This window comes from Ohtaekwangia sp., assembly GCF_036568665.1.
In the GTDB taxonomy this organism is placed as follows: Bacteria; Bacteroidota; Bacteroidia; order Cytophagales; family Cyclobacteriaceae; genus Ohtaekwangia.
This window is the reverse complement of sequence record NZ_DATCSD010000445.1, coordinates 1-19,977: the sequence shown is the minus strand read 5'-3', so window position 1 is coordinate 19,977 and position 19,977 is coordinate 1. Positions and strand designations below refer to the sequence as shown.

Annotated in this window: 19 protein-coding genes and 1 pseudogene; 10 read left to right on the top strand and 10 right to left on the bottom strand. The window is 42.4% G+C overall.

Going from position 1 to position 19,977, the window contains the following annotated elements:
- Together VIN08_RS26245 and VIN08_RS26240 are read left to right on the top strand one after the other, a co-directional pair.
- The coding region (locus VIN08_RS26245) for a hypothetical protein (RefSeq protein ID WP_331972080.1) at positions 1–294 on the top strand (294 nt) is incomplete at its 5' end.
- Complete coding sequence (locus VIN08_RS26240) at positions 281–967, top strand: DUF6048 family protein (protein WP_331972077.1); 687 nt, start codon at positions 281–283, stop codon at positions 965–967. The genes VIN08_RS26245 and VIN08_RS26240, both read left to right, overlap by 14 nt.
- A 121-nt stretch (positions 968–1,088) precedes the next feature.
- Here the strand turns inward: VIN08_RS26240 and ftsY are convergent, their stop codons facing one another.
- The 6 genes from ftsY to VIN08_RS26210 form a co-directional block, all read right to left on the bottom strand.
- Entirely contained in the window at positions 1,089–2,048 is a 960-nt protein-coding gene (gene ftsY, locus VIN08_RS26235; protein ID WP_331972074.1) for a signal recognition particle-docking protein FtsY, read from the bottom strand.
- 99 nt (positions 2,049–2,147) lie between these two features.
- Complete coding sequence (locus VIN08_RS26230) at positions 2,148–2,303, bottom strand: DUF4295 domain-containing protein (RefSeq protein WP_254092060.1); 156 nt, start codon at positions 2,301–2,303, stop codon at positions 2,148–2,150.
- Between the two features lie 2 nt (positions 2,304–2,305).
- A complete protein-coding gene (gene rpmG / locus VIN08_RS26225; RefSeq protein WP_254092059.1) occupies positions 2,306–2,488 on the bottom strand; it encodes a 50S ribosomal protein L33 in 183 nt (60 codons plus the stop codon).
- A gap of 90 nt (positions 2,489–2,578) precedes the next feature.
- On the bottom strand, positions 2,579–2,818 hold the full coding sequence (gene rpmB, locus VIN08_RS26220; RefSeq protein WP_331972067.1) for a 50S ribosomal protein L28: 240 nt from the start codon (positions 2,816–2,818) through the stop codon (positions 2,579–2,581).
- Between the two features lie 99 nt (positions 2,819–2,917).
- Positions 2,918–3,568 carry an HAD family phosphatase gene (locus VIN08_RS26215; protein ID WP_331972065.1) on the bottom strand — a complete coding sequence of 217 codons (651 nt, stop codon included), beginning with the start codon at positions 3,566–3,568 and terminating at the stop codon, positions 2,918–2,920.
- A 45-nt stretch (positions 3,569–3,613) separates the two neighbouring features.
- The gene (locus VIN08_RS26210) at positions 3,614–5,824 is read right to left on the bottom strand and encodes a T9SS type A sorting domain-containing protein (RefSeq protein ID WP_331972062.1); all 2,211 of its coding nucleotides are present in this window, start codon (positions 5,822–5,824) and stop codon (positions 3,614–3,616) included.
- Positions 5,825–5,952: 128 nt separating this feature from the next.
- On the opposite strand from VIN08_RS26210, the gene VIN08_RS26205 reads away from it, so the two are divergent.
- Both VIN08_RS26205 and VIN08_RS26200 read left to right on the top strand, forming a co-directional pair.
- A complete protein-coding gene (locus tag VIN08_RS26205) occupies positions 5,953–7,242 on the top strand; it encodes a UDP-N-acetylmuramoyl-tripeptide--D-alanyl-D-alanine ligase (protein WP_331972060.1) in 1,290 nt (429 codons plus the stop codon).
- Positions 7,243–7,308: 66 nt separating this feature from the next.
- Positions 7,309–7,971, top strand: a complete 663-nt coding sequence (locus tag VIN08_RS26200) for a DUF2461 domain-containing protein (protein ID WP_331972057.1) — start codon at positions 7,309–7,311, stop codon at positions 7,969–7,971.
- A gap of 41 nt (positions 7,972–8,012) precedes the next feature.
- Here VIN08_RS26200 and VIN08_RS26195 read toward each other — a convergent pair whose 3' ends face one another.
- On the bottom strand, positions 8,013–9,284 hold the full coding sequence (locus VIN08_RS26195; protein WP_331972053.1) for a sugar MFS transporter: 1,272 nt from the start codon (positions 9,282–9,284) through the stop codon (positions 8,013–8,015).
- 250 nt (positions 9,285–9,534) lie between these two features.
- On the opposite strand from VIN08_RS26195, the gene VIN08_RS26190 reads away from it, so the two are divergent.
- A complete protein-coding gene (locus VIN08_RS26190; protein WP_331972050.1) occupies positions 9,535–10,452 on the top strand; it encodes a nucleotidyltransferase family protein in 918 nt (305 codons plus the stop codon).
- 103 nt (positions 10,453–10,555) lie between these two features.
- The gene (locus VIN08_RS26185) at positions 10,556–11,569 is read left to right on the top strand and encodes an aminoglycoside phosphotransferase family protein (RefSeq protein ID WP_331972048.1); all 1,014 of its coding nucleotides are present in this window, start codon (positions 10,556–10,558) and stop codon (positions 11,567–11,569) included.
- Between the two features lie 82 nt (positions 11,570–11,651).
- Here the strand turns inward: VIN08_RS26185 and VIN08_RS26180 are convergent, their stop codons facing one another.
- Both VIN08_RS26180 and VIN08_RS26175 read right to left on the bottom strand, forming a co-directional pair.
- Positions 11,652–12,731 carry a mannose-1-phosphate guanylyltransferase gene (locus tag VIN08_RS26180; protein ID WP_331972045.1) on the bottom strand — a complete coding sequence of 360 codons (1,080 nt, stop codon included), beginning with the start codon at positions 12,729–12,731 and terminating at the stop codon, positions 11,652–11,654.
- A 72-nt stretch (positions 12,732–12,803) separates the two neighbouring features.
- Positions 12,804–13,772: a KpsF/GutQ family sugar-phosphate isomerase gene (locus VIN08_RS26175; protein ID WP_331972086.1), complete on the bottom strand. Its 969-nt coding sequence runs from the start codon at positions 13,770–13,772 to the stop codon at positions 12,804–12,806.
- Positions 13,773–13,832: 60 nt separating this feature from the next.
- On the opposite strand from VIN08_RS26175, the gene recQ reads away from it, so the two are divergent.
- The 4 genes from recQ (at position 13,833) to VIN08_RS26155 (ending at position 19,604) form a co-directional block, all read left to right on the top strand.
- Complete coding sequence (recQ, locus tag VIN08_RS26170; RefSeq protein ID WP_331972083.1) at positions 13,833–16,022, top strand: DNA helicase RecQ; 2,190 nt, start codon at positions 13,833–13,835, stop codon at positions 16,020–16,022.
- A 333-nt stretch (positions 16,023–16,355) separates the two neighbouring features.
- A complete protein-coding gene (gene purD, locus VIN08_RS26165; RefSeq protein WP_331972042.1) occupies positions 16,356–17,645 on the top strand; it encodes a phosphoribosylamine--glycine ligase in 1,290 nt (429 codons plus the stop codon).
- 4 nt (positions 17,646–17,649) lie between these two features.
- Positions 17,650–19,128 (top strand): regulatory iron-sulfur-containing complex subunit RicT, encoded by a 1,479-nt coding sequence (locus VIN08_RS26160; protein WP_331972039.1) that lies wholly within the window; start codon positions 17,650–17,652, stop codon positions 19,126–19,128.
- 17 nt (positions 19,129–19,145) lie between these two features.
- Positions 19,146–19,604, top strand: a complete 459-nt coding sequence (locus tag VIN08_RS26155; protein ID WP_331972036.1) for a gliding motility lipoprotein GldH — start codon at positions 19,146–19,148, stop codon at positions 19,602–19,604.
- Between the two features lie 82 nt (positions 19,605–19,686).
- Here the strand turns inward: VIN08_RS26155 and VIN08_RS26150 are convergent.
- A pseudogene (locus VIN08_RS26150) lies at positions 19,687–19,977 on the bottom strand (hypothetical protein); the annotation flags it as partial.

The following is a 19,977-nucleotide window of genomic DNA, read 5'->3' as shown; positions in this document are numbered from 1 at the left end:
TATTCAGACGCTATATATTATGCGAGTGATACAACCAGCGTTGTAAAACTTCCACTTAATCCGAGCACCAGCGTTACCAGTACAGAGTTTTATATTTCATATACAGACAGAACAGCTGTTGATACGGTATCTGTACAGTATACGCTCACAACCAATACACTTTTTAAGGGTTGTGGACCGCAGACTATATATTCTGATCTGACAGAGCTTGTTGCCAAGGATAATGTAGAAGTTCTCGAAACAAATGATGTTAAATTTCCGGCAGTTACAAACATTGCAGTTGAGGTCAATTAACATATTGCCATTACTCCTGCTTGTGTGTAGCACAATGGTGTTCGCACAAAGTGATACAACCAAGGTTGACTCGTTGGCGAAGAAGAGCTATATACCTACTGGTATCCGTATCGGTACCGATATGCTTTCGATTGCCCGTAGTATGTACTCCAGCAAGACTTTTACAGGCTGGGAAGTAAATGCCGATGTTGATTTCGATCGATATTATCTCGCGGTAGACTATGGCTATTGGGCCAGAACATTTGATGGCGATAAATCATCATACGATAATAATGGAACGTACTTCAGGGTAGGACCGGATGTAAATTTTCTTACGAAAGACCCGGAGAAAAATATGTTCTTCTTTGGTCTGCGATATGGTCACGCTACATTTTCTGAACACCTGAAGATTGAAAATGTACAAGACCCTGTATGGGGATCGCTGGATACGCAAGTCGCCAATGTAAATATCAATGGTAACTGGTTCGAGCTTGTTACCGGGCTTAAAGTAAAGATGTGGAAATTTATATGGATGGGATATACCGCCCGATTCAAGTTCGGCTTAAGTACCAATGAAACCGGCTTGATGAAACCCAGCGATGTGCCAGGCTATGGCAGTACCGATAAGCAATCTACGTGGGGATTCAACTATCAGCTTTTCTTCCGTATACCTGCTCCGATTAAGCATAAGTAGTTTTAAGAAGTCACGAAAGTCCGGAAGAACTTTGTACTATATTTTGTTTCCCGCAAATGAAATCCAATGCTTAAAGTATAAAGTCTAAAGATATTGCGTAGTTCCACCTTCTGCTTTTAGCTTATTGGTTCTTTTTGAAAAGAGAGTCTACAAACTCCATACGATCAAATGCCTGCAGGTCTTCTACTTTTTCGCCAACACCTATATATTTTACGGGTATCTTAAATTCATCGGAGATTCCGATTACCACACCACCTTTGGCTGTGCCATCAAGTTTGGTTATAGCGAGGGCAGTAACTTCAGTGGCTTTGGTAAATTCTCTTGCTTGTATAACGGCATTTTGTCCGGTGCTACCATCGAGTACCAGTAAAACTTCGTGTGGTGCATCGGGTATAACTTTCTGCATAACACGTTTGATCTTGGTGAGCTCGGCCATCAGGTTTATTTTGGTGTGAAGGCGACCAGCCGTATCAATGATAATCACATCAGCATTTTGATCAGCACCTGCCTTTACAGCATCGAAAGCTACAGCAGATGGGTCAGTGTTCATGCCGCGGGCAATTACCGGTACCCCTACACGCTCGCCCCAGAGTTTGAGCTGATCTACAGCAGCAGCACGAAATGTATCAGCCGCTCCCAGCACTACACTCTTGCCTTTCTTTTTGAATTGCGCAGAAAGTTTTCCGATGGTTGTAGTTTTGCCTACTCCATTTACACCCACAACCATAATTACGTATGGCTTTTTATCAGTTGGTATAGAAAACTCTTCAGCATTTTTCACATCGGCCTCAGAGAGGAGTGAAGCCACTTCTTCTTTCAGTATACGGTCGAGTTCAGAAGTACCCAGGTATTTATCGCGGGCAACGCGTTGTTGAATACGCTCAATGATCTTTAGCGTAGTTTCTACTCCTACATCAGAAGATACCAGGATCTCTTCGAGACTATCGAGTACATCATCATCAACGGTTGATTTACCGACCAGTGCTTTTCCGAGTTTACCAAAGAAGCTGTCTTTGGATTTCTCCAGTCCTTTATCGAGTGATTCCTTTTTATCTTTAGAGAAGAGTCCGAACAATGCCATAGAGAGAAAATTTATTCTTGCAACATTCCTGTGAGCGGGAAAGTGCGGTAACAAAAAAAGTCCCTTGTGGGGACTTTTCAAATTTTTATACCAACTGGCTTATTTCTTAGCGAGTGTTTCTTTTACCAGATCAGCTGGAACGATCTCTTCTTTGAAGGTATAAGCACCAGTCTTTTCAGACTTCACGGCACGGATCACTTTTGCAAAGCTTTTTCCGTCACCTTTTTTCAGGGTAGCAACTACTTTCTTTGCCATGGTTATTTAATTTCTTTGTGAACAGTAACTTTTTTCAAAATAGGATTGTACTTCTTCAGCTCCAATCTCTCTGTTGTGTTTTTACGATTCTTCGTGGTGATATAACGGCTCATGCCTGGCTGGCCGCTGGTTTTATGCTCTGTGCACTCTAAGATCACCTGAATCCTGTTGCCTTTCTTTGCCATTGTCTTTTACGTTATTCGTTAAACGTTATTTGTTAATCGTTTTCTGGCTCTACGGATAACCTATAACCATTAACGATCTACGTTGAAGTACTATAATACCAGATTTCCGTTAGCTCTGGCTTCTTTCAATACAGCAGTAATACCATTTTTGTTAATGGTCTTGATAGCTTTTGTTGAAAGCTTCAAGGTGATCCACTTATCTTCCTCAGGAATGTAGAAGCGTTTCTTCTGAAGGTTTGGTAAAAATCTGCGCTTCGTCTTGTTGTTAGCATGCGAAACATTGTTACCAACCTGAGGTCTCTTTCCAGTTATTTGACAAACTCGTGCCATAATCAGCTCAATTTTAGGCCCTTCCAAAAAGGGATTGCAAATATCGGTAAAACACACTCAATAATCCAAAGCCAAACTCAAATAATCCGGAGTCTTTTCCTAAAAAAGCCTGGAAATCAATGTTTCCGGGTTCAGATTTTCAAAATCCTTGATAATAAGATCAGTCTGACTGAGTTCTTCCGGGGTATGTGTGGTAGTAATGCCCACTACTTTACAACCCGCTGCTTTGCCTGCGGCCACGCCTGAAAGCGAATCTTCAAACACAACACAATGCTCGGGCTTGAATCCCAGCGCGGCTGCTGACTTGAGATAAATTTCCGGATCAGGTTTTCCTTTACTTACAAAAGAGTCGTCAAGGATCGTGGGAAAAAATCTTTCGGTATGTGTTTTAGAAAGAGAGAAGTCTACATTGGCGCGTGGGGCAGACGTTGCAACAGCCCGTGGAATACCTGCCTTCTCAGACTTCTCCAGAAAACCAATCAGGCCTGCTACCGGCTCAATGTCTTTATCATATATTTTGCGATAGAGTGCTTCTTTCTCTTCCGTATATAGGCGGATCTTCTCGTCACCAATGTTGCCGAATATATTGAGGATCCAATCGCGGTTTGTGCGGCCATAGATCTTTTCACGAAGCTCCTGTTCACTCAGATCATAACCATGTTCTTTACAAAATTGTATCAGAGCAATTTTATGATAGGGATTGCTGTCTACAATAACACCATCCATATCAAAGAGAAAAGCATACTTCATGAGTTTATGTTTTTAAAATCGTGCAAAGATGGAGGAATCGCTGAATTAATAAACTACAATTTTCTTTGACACGGACTGATTATTCCACACAAAGCGCAGAATATATAGTCCGCGCGCCAGTTGAGTAACTTCATCAATCGGATTTACCTGGTTGGGTTGTATAGCGATATTCTCACGGATCATCTGGCCGGTGCTGGAGAATATCTGCATATATATAGAGCGATCGGACGATACATTCAGGTTATTGCCGCGCGCAACAGGATTGGGATATATACCAATCACCGGTACTCCCGGAAGTTCGTTGGTGTTATCATGGCGCAGCACCACTAGTCCTCCCGTTACATTTCCGGCAACAATCGCTGGGCGTGTTGTGGCAAATATATTCACAACCGTGGGCCATATTCTGCCACCGAGATTTCGGGCTTCGTATGATTCGGAGAGCGAATTCCACACAACATTACCCACGGCATTATCAGCATTGCTGGCCTGACGAAAATTACCTACGACACGCACCTCTCCTGTCTGGTCACCAATAACCAGGTCGCTCGCTCCATCATTATCAAGATCGCCAACAGCACATGCGAGATTCTGCCGAAGCACACTCGAGCCTATATTAAGATATGCATCGCTCTCCAGAGAGAAATTTGGTGAGCTACCGTTACCGGAATTTTTCCAGTAATAAAGAGCACCATTGCTTTTGCCTTGTATCAAATCCATTTTGCCATCGAGGTCTACATCCAGCACTGCTATATTTTCGGTGGGTGCAAAATTGGAAACAGAATTTGTATCAAAATTGATGACCTGAAGATCAGATGTAGAAAGATTCAGGCCCGCTGAAGCCTGGTTAGGAATATAAAACAATCGTGTCACTCCATCCTGCAAACTGGTAGCCGTAAACACGAGGTCGGGTTTACCATCGGTGTTAAAATCGGCAAACTGAATTTTGAGATTATATAGCAGCAATGATGTAAAGTTGAGGTAGTTTTCTTCTGTCAGCTTGAAATGAGGCTCTGTGTTACTGCCAATGTTTTCGTATACCAGTATCGTTGCAACAATACCAGCAGATGTATTCTGACTAATAAAAAGATCGAAGTCGCCATCCATATCAAAATCCATAAATGCAGGCACGGCATCATCGCCCACATCGATCATCTGGTCTTGCAAAAAATTGGTTTGGCCAAATGTGAAAGTAGGCTCTTCATTCGTGCCTGTGTTTTTATAGTACCAGTTAGACCGCGACAGATCAGTACTTAATATAGTCTTGGTAAATATATTCGGAGTGGAGATCAGATCTTTCAGACCATCGAAGTCAACATCTTCATAGTAGGCTGCTGGGTATAAAAAGTTAGCAGCATTCGAGGAAGGAAAATTTTGTTCCGACTCAATTACAGGACTCAATAAGGTACCTTGATTCGGCAGCATAAATAATTGGGAGCATGTTGCTTCGGATAACAGTACATCCAGTTGGCCATCGTGAGTAACATCCAGCATCAGGAGGCTCTTTCCTCCGGCATGTTCAACTTTACCATTGGTTCTGCACGCAGTGCCGTTGTAGGCATATACGCCACAAGAGCACTCCGTAAAATTACCCCATTGATTCGTGATCCTTTCGAAATCAAGTGAGTCGCATGTGTTGTGATTTTCTATACCATTGTTTCTGTGAAACTCCAGCGTGCCATTATTGGCAAACCGCACATTGAAAATATCCAGATCGCCATCGCCATCAACGTCAGCTATATTGGGCAGATCATCGAACTGTAGTTGCAGGTTGATCTTGGTTGTAGAAAAACCTTTGGTAAGTAACACTTCACTCTTGCCACCGCTGTCGTAAAATATATACTGCTTCCAGGTAAGTGTTCCCCCCGGCTGCGTAACGTTGGTATATACTTTTATACCCAGCACATTTCCGGTAAATACATCCTTCTTTCCATCGCAGTTGAAATCGCGAAGCAATAGCCAGTTCGTTATATCGCTGGGGAAAAAGGATTCATACTCCGGAGCATATTGATATTGGTTGTTCTGGTTGAGAAACGTTAAGAGCTTTCCGGCCATGCGTTCAAACAGCACCAGGTCTTCCAGTCCATCATTGTTCAGATCCATCGTGTTATACTGTGCGGCATTCAGTCCGCCCACCCACGGCATGGTGAGTGTGGCTTGCTCGCCTTCTACGGGTATGCTTTGATCAAGCGTGTAGGTAAACTGCGCCTGAATATTAAAAGACAGGACAAGGAAAAAGCAGGAAAAAAATGTTCTCATCGAAATAATTTTTCTTGTCACTATAACGTAGAGCTTAGAGAGCTGTTATCTTGCCACCAAGATACTTTTTCCTTCACACAATCGCTATGTGTATAAGGATGAAGGGAAGAAATAAGCAGACATTGATCATGAGTAACATCGCAGATTTATATTCAAAGTTTTTACAGGCGGGTAAAGTATCCACCGATACGCGCCAGATTACTCCAGGCTCCATTTTCTTTGCACTCCGTGGCGACCGGTTTAATGCGAATGAATTTGCCGCGCAGGCATTGGAGAAAGGTGCAAGCTATGCTGTGATAGATGATGCAGCCTATAAAGCCGATGATCGTTGCATTCTTGTAGAGAATGTACTCGATACATTGCAAAAGCTGGCGCGCCATCACAGGGATCATTTAAAAATTCCGGTGGTTGGGTTAACAGGTTCAAACGGAAAAACTACCAGTAAGGAATTGGTGAATGCTGTTCTCAGCAAGAAGTTCAAAACCTATGCAACAAAAGGTAATCTGAACAATCACATTGGTGTGCCTCTTACTTTGCTGGCGATTGATTCAACGTATGAGGCAGCCGTTGTAGAGATGGGCGCTAACCATGTAGGAGAGATCGCGTTGTTGTGCTCAATCGCTAATCCTACACATGGATTTATTACTAACATCGGTAAAGCACACATTGGTACATTTGGCGGTTACGATAATATTATAAGAGCCAAATCGGAGCTATACCAGCATCTGATTACAACAAAGGGTATAGTATTTATCAACTCACAGAATCCTATACTGGCTAACATGGCGAAGCGGTTTAGTAATCCTGTGTTATACCCGGCTGTGAATGATTATTACCATTGTGAGTTGATTGGTGCCGATCCGTTTGTAAAATTAAAAGCAGAAAATGGAGAAGTGGTAACAACGCACCTTATAGGCACATATAACTTTGAAAATATAGCTTCCGCTTTATGTATCGGTAAATATTTTGATGTGGACGATGAGAAAGCGAACGAAGCCGTAGCAGGATATATACCTGCTAATATGCGTTCGCAAATGGTGAGTAAAGGAACAAACACCATTATACTGGACGCATACAACGCGAATCCCAGCTCCATGCAAGCTGCTATTGAGAATATGGCTGCTATGAAGGCTGCCAGAAAAGTGATGATACTGGGCGATATGTTCGAGTTGGAAGAGGAGGCAGAGAAAGAACACCGTGCCCTGGGTAAGCTGATCAAAGAGAAAGGTTTGAAGGAAGTATATCTCTGTGGCAACCTCATCAAAACTGCACTCGAAGAGATACCTTTTGCAAAACACTTTACTACAAAGGATGCGTTGATGGAACAACTGAAGAAAGATCATGTAACGGATGCTACTATACTGGTAAAAGCCTCACGAGGTATAGGGCTGGAAACCGTAGTAGAGGTTTTTGACTGATCACGATATAGTATAGATATATAGCACGTAGTGTACGTTCTAAAAACAAACATTAAAGTTACTGATATGGATTTCCCGCTTATTCTCAAATTTCTTAAAGACCTGGCGAAGAATAATAACCGCGAATGGTTTGACAAGAACAAAGGCCGTTACCTTGAAGCCAAAGATGCATTTGATGTAGTTGTTGCAGATTTACTTCATGAGATGATAAAGTTCGATGATTCGTTGGGAGGACTTGATCCGAAGAAACTCGTGTTCAGAATATACCGCGATGTTCGCTTTAGCAAAGACAAGCGCCCCTATAAGAATAATTTTGGTGCTGCTATATCTTCGGAAGGAAAGGGATTGGGTACACCCGGATATTACTTTCAACTACAGCCGGGCAACAACAGTTTTGTTGCTATAGGGTTGTTTCAACCACAGCCGGAGTTGTTGGCAAAGGTGAGGCAGGAGATTGACTATAATGGCGATCGTCTCCAAAAGATTTTCAACGAACGAAAATTCAAAAGTAATTTTTCAAAGTTCTGGGATGAAGATGCGTTGAAGAAAGCTCCGAAAGGTTATTCACCGGATCATCCGCATGCCGATTGGCTGAAGTTAAAGAGCTTTATAGTAGAACACAGCTTTACTGATAGCGCTGTAACAGAAAAGAAATTTATGAAACAGGTAGTGGATGTACTGAAATCTGCAAAGCCTTTGAATGACTTTTTAAAAGAAGCGATCTCCTGAGTGAGGAGATCGCTTTCTTTATTGTATCAAAATATACTTGGTTATTTTTTTCCGAGTAAATATCCCTTCGTAGAGTAGAACAGGATATAGAAATAGCAAGGCAGCATCAGCAGGAAGAACACCCATTGAAAATCGTAGTGGTCCTTTAAGCTGGCAAATACTTTTGGAATTACGGCACCCCCCGCTATACCCATCACTAAAAGCGCAGATCCGCGCTCGGTAAATTTACCCAGACCATCAATCGCCAATGGCCATATAGCAGGCCACATCAATGCGTTTGCCAATCCAAGTGCTGCTACAAATCCTACTGATACATAGCCGCTGGTAAACACAGTACACACAGTGAATACAACGCCCAGCCATGCTGAAACTTTCAGTGCAGTTTGCTGTGATATATACTTGGGTATTGTGATCAACCCGATAATATAGCCTATCAACATAGTGACCAGGGTAAGCGATGTAAAGTATTTTGTTTCATCAGAAGGGATGTGAAATCCTTTACCATAAGTTCCGATAGCGTCACCTGCCATTACCTCTACGCCTACATATACGAAAATGCAAAATGCTCCCAGCAACAAGTGAGGGAACTGAAGTATACTATTTTTGTTTTTCGACAGATCACTGTCAGATGGAGTAACGTTCGCTTCACTGGCCTTTATTTCCGGCAAAGCGGATTTTAATATCCATATACCCAGCAATACCAGCACAACAGCCATGATCATGTAAGGAGTATATATCTTGGCGGCAAATTCGTTCAGCAGTGTATTCTTGATTTCGGGTGTTGCCGCACTCTTGATCTCTTCTTCCAATTTATCGATACCGGTTAATACAAATGTTCCGAGAATAAAGGGACTGGATATACCGGCGATCTTGTTACAGATACCCATAATGCTAATGCGTTGTGCTGCACTCTCAATCGGGCCAAGTATACTGATATAGGGATTGGATGCTGTTTGCAATAACGATAATCCGGAACCTATAGTAAAGAGACCAACCAGCGAGATAGTATAGTTACGTTGTGTAGCGTACGTTCCGAAGATAAACGTACCGACCGCCATCACAACCAGACCGAAGGCCATACCTTTTTTCATACCCGTCTTCTCGAGTATCCACGAAGAAGGTATAGCGAGAAAGAAGTAAGCAAGATAAAAAGCTGTTGTTACGAGGAACGCTTCTGAATCGGTATTCAAGGAGAACGCAAGCTTTACGAAAGTGATAAGTGGTCCGTTTAGCCAGGTCACAAATCCGAAAATAAAAAACAAGACCCCGATGATGATCATCGGCACGAGGTAATCATTCTTTTGGTTCGTCATGATACGATTTCAGGTTAAGGTTTTAGGTGGTTACTATGATCATGTGTGTCTTATACACACAGCTTTCTTATTAAAACTTATATTTTTGCGCCTTATAATTTTTTACAGCATCGTGGTGTTTTTTGAAAGCCCCTTTCCAGCCGTTTCCGGAAGATGTCATGAACTTCCGATAAAACCTAATAAACCGCTTCAAAAGCGAGTGTTTGCGGAAACACCACACGCTAATAATTCTGAAATAAACTAAAACACAATGGACACACCAAATCGCACACAAAAAAAAGTGGCTCTCCTGGTAATGGCCGCAGGTATTGGAAGCCGCTACGGAGGCATAAAACAAATTGACGGTTTCGGTCCGAATGGCGAAACCATCATGGATTACTCTCTTTTTGATGCTGTTCGAGCAGGTTTCACCAAGGTTGTCTTTATCGTGCGTGACGAGATACTTGAAACTGTAAAAGAAAAATTTTTACCCAAGCTGCAAGGTAAAGTTGAAGTAGAATTTGTCGTGCAGTCTATCGATAAGCTTATACCAGCACAGTATAAAAATACTGAGCGCACGAAACCCTGGGGCACAGGCCACGCTTTACTTTGCGCCAAAGATGTTATAACCGAACCATTCATCGCTATCAATGCCGATGACTTTTATGGTAAAGATGCATTTGCATCGGTAGCCAATTATTTTAAGAACGATACTACCGGAGCACACGCAATGGTTGGCTTTACGTTGAGCAAAGTATTATCGGAGCATGGAAGCGTTTCGCGAGGTGTAGGTGAAGCTGATAAAGACGGATACTTACAGTCGGTAGTAGAGCGCACCACCATCGTATTGGAAAATGGAAAGATTGTATCGAAAGAGAAAGAAGGCGATCGTATGCTCGATCCAAATGCTCCTACATCTATGAACTTCTGGGGTTTTCATCCAGAAGTATTCAAATTGGCCTCCTCTATGTTCGATGACTTTTTGAAAGAGCATCATACGAATCTGAAGTCAGAGTTTTATATACCCCTTATAGTAAATGAACTCATTCATCGTGGCATTGGTAAAGTAAAAGTGCTGGGTGGAGGTAACATTTGGTTTGGTGTTACTTATAAGGAAGATAAAGAAGAAGTTTCGTCCAAGATCAAGTCACTGATTGCACAAGGCGATTATCCGGAGAAACTCTGGTAACATATAAGTCAATCTCTTGTCCATGGCACAAGTGAATCGGTGTTGATCACTGATTTATTTGTGCCTTTTTCATATAGTATATTTTCGTTTTGTATTTTGCTGTATGCAATTAAAAAACATTCTGCAGGAATTTGGTTTGGAAGCTGACTTCAAAACGGAGCAGATCAGCGCGGGCTATATTAACCAGACCTATAAATTAACAGGAGAAAGATCATATGTACTGCAGCGCCTGAATACGAATGTATTCAGGCAACCAGAAATTGTAGCCGGTAATATTCGCGCTGCCGCCAACTATCTGTCGGTGCATCATCCGGACTATATATTTCTTTCGCCTGTAAAAAGTCGTGACGGTACAGAGATGGTGTACGACTCAGATGGATTTCCCTGGCGCTTATTCCCTTATATAGCCAATACAATTACGATCAACAAAGTTGAAACAGAAGCGGAAGCCTTTAATGCAGCCAGTGGCTTTGCGCGACTTACTAAAAATCTGGAAGGGGCTGATTCTTCTTTATTCCACCCAACCATCAATCGCTTTCATGATCTCGGGTGGCGCTATCAACAATTTGAAGAAGCATTGAGTAATGCATCGCTTGAGCGTAAAAATGAAGCAGCTGAATATATTGATACTTGTCAACGACATATATACCTGGTAGATCGCTATCGCGCATTGATTACAAGTGGCGATCTTAAGCTGCGCATCATGCATAACGATACCAAGATCAATAACATTCTGTTTGACGCCACCACTCGCAAAGATGTTTGTGTGATAGATCTTGATACGTTGATGCCGGGTTATTTTATTTATGACCTGGGAGATATGATTCGAACCTTTGTGAGCCCGGTGGATGAAGAGGTAAAAGATGCATCCGAAATTAGCGTACGAAGAAATATATATGATGCCGTAGTAAGAGGATATCTTTCTGAAATGAAAGATCAACTTACAGAGAAAGAAAAATCTGCAGTTGAATTTTCAGGGCAGATGATGACCTATATTATGGGGCTGCGTATGTTAACAGATTTTCTAAACGGAGATATATACTATCAAACAACCTATCCGAAACAAAATTTAGTCAGAGCCCGAAATCAGTTAAGGCTATTGGATATGCTTTCCTGATTTCCAACAAGCTCACAGATATACACTGAGTTTTATACCATATATCTCTTCTGTGTATATCTGTGAATTTTGTGGAAACTATTTAAATGAACTCATTCGCATTCGGACGTGTCTTCACATCGTTTACGAACTTGCGGAATTGTTCTTCCTTATCTTTCTCACAAACAATTACTACGTTGCCAAATTCGCCAACGAGATAACCGTTCAAGCCTTGTACAACAATAAGTTTATCGGGTGATCCTTTGATTATACTGTTGCGCGTTTCGTATGTGAGTGCATTGGCAGCAAGCACGTTGTTGTTCTCATCCTTCTCCGATATCTCGTGGATCGATCCCCACGACCCCAGATCGCTCCAGGTAAAATTACCAAGGCATACATATACATTGGCAGCTTTCTCCATAATGCCGTAGTCGATAGAGATACTCTTGCTTTGAGAGTAAGCGCTCATGATGGCTTCTTTCTCTCCGGCAGAGCCAAGCTTTGGCTTCACAATCTCATCAAATACTTCAGCAGTTTCCGGCAGATGTTGGTGGAATGCATCGATAATTGCTTTCACACCCCAGATAAATATACCGGAGTTCCATACAAAGTCTCCGCTCTCCAAAAATTTCTTGGCAAGCGAGAGCTCAGGTTTTTCGGTAAACGTTTTTACTTTTTTGGCAAAAGATTTTTCAGTGAGGTACTGAATATAGCCATAGCCTGTTTCAGGTCGCGTAGGTGTAATGCCAAGCGTCATCAGTTTATCCTGGCTCTTCGCTTGATCAGCAGCCTTCTTGATCACATCCAGAAACTCAGTCTCTTTCAGAATGAGATGGTCAGAGGGAGTAACGACTATAACAGCATCCGAATTTCGCTGTTCAATTTTATAGCTTGCGTAAGCAATGCAACACGCTGTGTTTTTACGCATCGGCTCAGTAAGCACCTGGTCATCTTTGATCTGGGGAAGCTGTTGTTTTACCAGGGCTGCATGTTCTTCATGGGTAACTACATATATATTCTCAGCAGGACATATAGGTAGAAAGCGTTCGAATGTAGATTGAAGAAGTGTTTTACCGGTGCCAAGCACATCCAGAAATTGCTTGGGTTTCGAATTGCGGCTATAGGGCCAAAAGCGTACGCCTACGCCACCAGCCATAAGCACAACATATAAATTTTTGTTCATTTAATTTTTAGACGTAAGACGTTTTACAAAAGACGTTAGTAGCAAAATTTTATAAAAGAATTTTTTGATTTTTTAGACGATACCTTCCTTCAACAGGTCGTGAAGATGGATAAAACCGACAACATATTCGCCATTCATTACAGCAAGTTGTGTAATATTATTTTCCTGCATCTGATGTAAGGCTTTCACAGCAAATTCATCTTTTTCAATTCTTTTCGGAGACTGCGTCATGATGTCAGAAGCTTTTATCCCTGTTAGGTTAGTATTCTTCTCTAACATGCGCCTGAGATCGCCATCCGTAATTATTCCCAATAACTTTTTATCATCCTCTACTACTGCAGTACATCCTAATCGTTTCGATGAAATTTCCAATATAACATCCTTCAACGGAGCATCTGCTTTTACAAGCGGTAATGCGTTATGAGTAAATACATCCGATACTTTCAAATATAGCTGCTTGCCTAACGATCCACCCGGATGATACTCTGCAAAGTCGCGACTGGTAAAGTCTCGTATCTCTAGCAGGCTTACTGCTAATGCATCGCCCATCGCTATATGTGCGGTAGTACTTGTTGTTGGTGCAAGGTTATGCGGACATGCTTCTTCTGCAATCGTTGCATTCAACACGAAATCCGCTTGCTGTGCTAAATATGAATTTGTATTGCTAACTAAGGCAACAAGCTTTGAGCCTCTGCGTTTCAGTAAGGGAACTAAAACTTTGATCTCTGGTGTATTACCACTTTTAGAGATGCAGATAACTATATCATCTTTTTGAATCATGCCTAGATCGCCGTGGATTGCATCCGCAGCGTGCATGAAGAGTGAAGGTGTTCCAGTGGAGTTTAACGTAGCAACAATTTTATTGGCGATGATGGCGCTTTTGCCAACGCCTGTAATGACAACGCGGCCTTTGGCAGAATAAATTTCTTTAACACAGGCTTCGAAATCGTCATCAATAAAATTGGTGAGATTCTGAATTGCTAAGGATTCATTTATTAATACATCCCGTGCAATTTTTTTAATATTTTTTCCTAAATTCAATGCCTTTTCAAAATTAGCTTTGTCTACGTGGACAAAGATATAACTTATCAAGACGAAATGATGTTGGTCGAAGAGAAAGATGCGCTAAAAGAAAGACTCAAGGAGATATTTGGGTATAGCCAGTTTCGTGGAAATCAGGAGACGATTATCCGAAACTTGCTGGATGGGAGGAATACATTTGTTATAATGCCTACAGGTGCAGGTAAATCTTTGTGCTATCAATTACCTGCTATGATCAATGATGGATTAGCGATTGTTATATCGCCACTCATTGCTCTCATGAAGAACCAGGTTGACCAGATGAATGCGTACGGAGTAAATGCACGCTTCCTCAATTCAACGCTGAGTAAAAGTGAAATCACCAGACTGAAGAAAGATTGTATGAACGGAAACGTAAAGCTTCTTTACGTTGCTCCGGAATCTTTAAACAAAGAAGAGACTATAGAATTTCTGAAGAAAGTAAATGTCTCTTTCGTTGCTATAGATGAAGCTCACTGTATATCTGAATGGGGACACGATTTCCGACCAGAGTATAGGAGAATAAAAACGATGATTCAAAATCTGGGTGACATGCCGGTGATCGCTCTCACAGCAACCGCTACACCAAAAGTACAGATTGATATACAGAAGAACTTGCAGATGGAAGAAGCAGATGTATTCATCTCTTCCTTCAACCGTAAGAATCTTTACTACGAAGTACGCCCGAAGAAAGAAACGAAAAAGCAACTGATCAAATTTCTGAAAGATCACAAAGGTAAATCTGGTGTGATCTATTGCCTCAGCCGTAAAAAAGTTGAAGAGATAGCACAGTTGCTGAACGTGAACGGATTTAAAGCAGCACCTTATCACGCTGGTCTTGATCCGGATGTACGCATGAAAAATCAGGATGACTTTCTGAATGAGGAAGTAGATATCATTGTAGCAACGATCGCGTTCGGCATGGGTATAGATAAACCCGATGTTCGCTTTGTTATACACTACGATGTACCTAAATCTCTTGAAGGATACTATCAGGAGACTGGTCGTGCAGGTCGCGATGGATTAGAAGGACTTTGCTTAATGTTCTATAGTCATAACGACTTGAACAAGCTGGAGAAGTTCAATAAAGATAAACCTGTACAGGAAAGAGAGAACGCACGTATTCTGTTGCAAGAGATGGAATACTATGCCGAGTCTCCCGTTTGTCGCAGAAGACAATTGTTGCATTACTTTGGTGAAGAGTATAAACAAGAGAACTGTGGCATGTGCGATAATTGCGTGCATCCACGCGAACGCTTCGATGGAACAGAAGCTGTGAAGTTTGTACTACAGGCAACAAAACAAACCAATGAACGCTTTGGTCTCAATCACCTCGTAAATGTTATACGCGGTGTTGAAGATGAATATGTGAAGAGCTATGGCCACTTCGATTTGGCAGTATATGGCAAGGGTGCTGAAGAAGATGCCGACTATTGGAAATCAGTGATTCGCCAAACGTTAATATACCAGTATCTCGAAAAAGATATTGATAATATAGGCGCACTGAAAATTACTCGCAAAGGTGAGGAATTCCTCAAGAAGCCTCATGCCATAGAACTGGCGCGTGATCACGACTTCACTACCGAGATAGATGAAGAAGAGGAGTCAGCAGAACGTACACCGGTTAACACGAAGTCGTACGATGTAAAACTCTTCGAGATACTAAAGACACTTCGTAAGAAAATTGCGAAAGAAAAAAATCTTCCTCCGTATGTGATCTTCCAGGATCCATCATTGGAAGAAATGGCCACTACATACCCGACCACCAAAGATGACCTTGCGCAGGTGAACGGTGTAGGTATGGGTAAAGTGAATAAGTTCGGAAAGGAATTTCTGGAAGTTATTCAGAACTATGTAGATGAGAATGATATCGAGACAGCAAGTGAAGTTGTTGTTAAGGCATCCGTTAATAAATCGAAGACGAAGATCTTTATCATTCAGCAGATCGATCGCAAAGTAGATCTCGAAGAGATAGCAGAAACGATCAACCTGTCGTTTGAAGATATGCTGACGGAGATCGAGAATATTTGTTACTCGGGCACAAAGCTCAACCTGAATTACTACATCGATCAGGTACTTGATCAACACAAGCAGGATGATATACATGATTACTTCATGAGCGCAGAGACCGATGAACTGGAAGCTGCACTGAATGATGATTCAATTGCTGATTATTCAGAAGAAGAAATACGCATGATGCGCATCAAGTTTATGTCAGAGTACGCAAACTGATCAGGCGTTAAGTATTCAGTTAATAGATAAACGTGAATGGGATTTGTTCTCATTCACGTTTTTTATTTTGTCCAATACTGATAACTGTTAACTAATCACGAACATCAATCATCAATCAACGAATGATGAACGAAATGTTGAAGTGAAAGGCACATCGCTATCCTGTGAAGGCATCTTTACGATTGCGGATAACTATCTGGGAATAATGAACACCGAGCAAGGAACACTGAATGTTTGAAGTCAGGTCCAAGCAGCTAGCCGCTAATGTTCCCACCCCGTTTTATTTAACCGATTTCACGGCTATCTTTGGGATTCAACTAGATTTTGACCTTCATGAATATACTTATAATCGGAAATGGCGGTCGGGAGCATGCCCTGGCCTGGAAGATAAAGCAAAGTCCGCAGTGTGGTAAACTTTACGTTGCCCCGGGTAATCCAGGCACAGCGCAGGTTGCCGAAAATGTGGCTATTGGTACCGAAGATTTCCCGAAGCTCGGCCAATTCTGTTTGGAAAAAGAAATAGACCTTGTTGTTGTAGGACCAGAAGCTCCGCTGGTAAAAGGCATTCGCGATTTTTTTGAAGCCGATCCTAAGCTAAAGAATATCCTTATGGTTGGGCCCGGTAAAACAGGTGCGCAACTGGAAGGCAGTAAAGATTTCTCCAAGCAGTTTATGGTGCGTAACAATATACCAACTGCTAAGGCGAGAACATTCCAGGCGGCAGATCTCGATCAGGCTTTTGACTATATCGCTACGTGTAAGCCTCCTATAGTGCTTAAAGCAGATGGATTGGCTGCCGGTAAGGGAGTAATTATCAGCTTAAGCCAGACAGAAGCAAAGGCTGTGGTAAAAGAAATGCTGGTAAACAAAAAATTTGGTGAGGCCAGTGCGAAAGTATTGATTGAAGAATTTCTGAATGGTATAGAGTTGTCTGTATTTGTTCTTACCGATGGTAAAGACTACGTTATCCTTCCGGAGGCAAAAGATTACAAGCGTATAGGCGATGGCGATACGGGTCCTAACACAGGAGGTATGGGCGCTGTTTCTCCCGTTGTATTCGCTACCAGTACGTTTATGAAGCGTGTGGAGGAAGAAGTGGTAAAGCCTACGATAGAAGGCTTGCAAAAGGATGCAATCGACTATAAAGGTTTCATCTTTGTTGGGCTGATGAATGTTGGTGGTACTCCGTTTGTGATTGAGTATAACGCGCGCATGGGTGATCCTGAAACGCAGGCTGTGATGCCACGCATCAAGAGTGATTTTCTCGAATTACTGGTGGCTGCTGCGAAGGGTTCACTGAAGGATAAAAACATTGAGATCGATGATCAGCATGCTGTTACTATAGCACTCGTGTCGGGTGGATATCCGGGAGAATACGAGAAAGGCAAAGTGATACGAGGATTACATCCGGATCATGCAAAAGCTTTGGTATTTCATGCCGGAACCAAACAGCACCAGGAACATGTAGTAACAGAAGGCGGACGTGTATTGGCTATATCCGGCAAAGGCAACTCGTTGCATGAAGCACGTGAGAAGGCATACGAGACTGCCAAAAAAATTGAGTGGGATGGTTTATACTTCCGCAAAGATATCGGGCAGGATTTGTTGAACTATAAAGTGTAAGGCGATGGGATGTGCATGTGGATCTGTTAAAGATAAAGATGGCAAAACCGCCGGTTGCAACAACAATGGTGCTTGTGGTACAGGCGGCTGCAATAAGATGAATGTATTCGATTGGTTGTCTAATATGGATATGCCATCGGAAGATAAATTCAATGTAGCAGAGGTTCGTTTTAAAAACGGCAGAAAAGAATTTTTCAGAAATACCGAAAAGCTCAACCTTACAACCGGTGATGCTGTGGTAGTAGAAGTTCCGAACGGTCATCATATAGGCTATATATCATTGCAGGGTGAACTTGTTCGCTTGCAGATGCAAAAGAAAAAGATTGCCAACGACAGCGAGATTAAAAAGATATATAGGATTGCGCATCAAAAAGACCTCGAGAAATTTGAAGAGGTAAAGAAACGCGAGATGCCTACGCTATATCGCACGCGCGAGATCATTCGTGATCTGAAACTGGAGATGAAACTTTCGGACATCGAGTATCAGGCAGACAATGTAAAGGCTACGTTCTTTTACTCTGCCGATGATCGCGTTGATTTTCGTGAGCTTATAAAATTACTCGCGGGCGAATTTAAGATTCGCGTAGAGATGCGCCAGATCAGCCTGCGGCAGGAAGCAGGTCGTTTGGGAGGTATAGGTGTATGCGGTCGTGAGCTTTGTTGCTCAACATGGTTAAGTGATTTTAAGAACGTTGCTACCAGTGCCGCGCGCTATCAAAACCTATCACTCAATCCAAGCAAGCTCTCAGGTCAATGCGGAAGATTGAAGTGCTGCCTCAACTATGAGTTGGAAACCTATATGGAGGCATTGGAAAATATACCGAAGGTAGAAGCTCCCTTGCTTACAGAAAAAGGTGAAGCTATACTGCAGAAGACAGATATATTCCGCAAGATCATGTGGTTCGGATTCAAGGAAGAGAACACCTGGTATCCGCTGAATATAGAGCGCGTCAATCACATTCTGCGCATGAACCAGGAAGGTAAAAAACCTGCTACACTCGAGATCGATATTGTTGAAGAGAAAGTTACTACTGGTCCGCTGAACAGCGATCTCGATCAAATGGATAAGCGATTCAAAAACAAATCGCGTAACAAAAAGAAGAAAGGTAAAGGCGGTAATCCGAATACTCCATCTCAGCCTGCACAAGGTAGTGCAGCCCATCAGGGCAATCGTGGTAATCAAGGTAATCGCGATAACCGGCAGAATCAGCAACGCGGAGGTCAGTCAGATATACAGGGGCCGCGCGAAGGAAAACAACCTCGCCCGCAAGGACAAGGCGATCAGCAGCAAGGTCAGCAACAGCAACGTGACAATCGTCAGCAACGTCCTAACCAGGGACAAGGCGATCTTCAGGGACCTCGCGAGAATCGTCATAACCGATCGAATCAGGGGCCGCGTGAGAACCGTCCAAACCGTGATAATCGTGGTGGTGGTGGTAATAATCCAAATCAAAATAAACCTAAGCCAGGAAATCAGTCATGAGGTTTTGCTGGATCGCTTTGATCATAGCTATCCTAGTAACAGGATGCGATGATAATCGGGTATATGAACAATATGCCGACTTCGAAAAAGGTTATTGGCTTGTAGGTGATAAACCTGAATTTGAATTTGAGATTCAGGATCCGGGCACGCGCTATAATATATATGGCAATGTGCGCAATGCTGTTTCCTATCCGTGGTCACGTCTGTTTATGACGTACTATCTGCAGGATTCCATAGGCAACCAAATGCAGAAGAGTCTGATCAGTGAATATTTATTCGATGCTAAATCAGGAAAGCCTATGGGCAACAGCGGACTGGGAGATATATATGATCACCAGGTTCTGTTGCTGAAAGATTACCAGTTTGGCAAGCCTGGTAAGTATAAAGTAAAGTTCGAGCAGTATATGCGTACCGATACCTTGCAAGGTATATTGGCGGTGGGGTTACGTATAGAACGTGCTGAGCCAGCAGACTGATATTAAAGTATATATATACTATAAAAGTAAAAGGAGAGCTTCTGGCTCTCCTTTTTGTTTGTGGCTGATTGATGACTATATATTATTTTGAAAAACGAATGGCGTACGAAATGGAAAGCAGCCAGTCGGCAAAAGCAGCATCGCCATGCACATCTTTACCATCGTTGTTCTGATCCTGCAAGCGTTGATCGGCAACACTCTTTGTGCGGTTACGCACCAATGCTACCGGTACGTTTATACCAATAATATGTTTACCGAGGCTAACCAACACGGAAGGCTCTGCCGAAACAATATAGCCCGGTCTGCGGAAGCCATCGTTCTTACCAATAAGGTCATGCACCGGTATACCTTCCACACGACCACCTAAACCGAA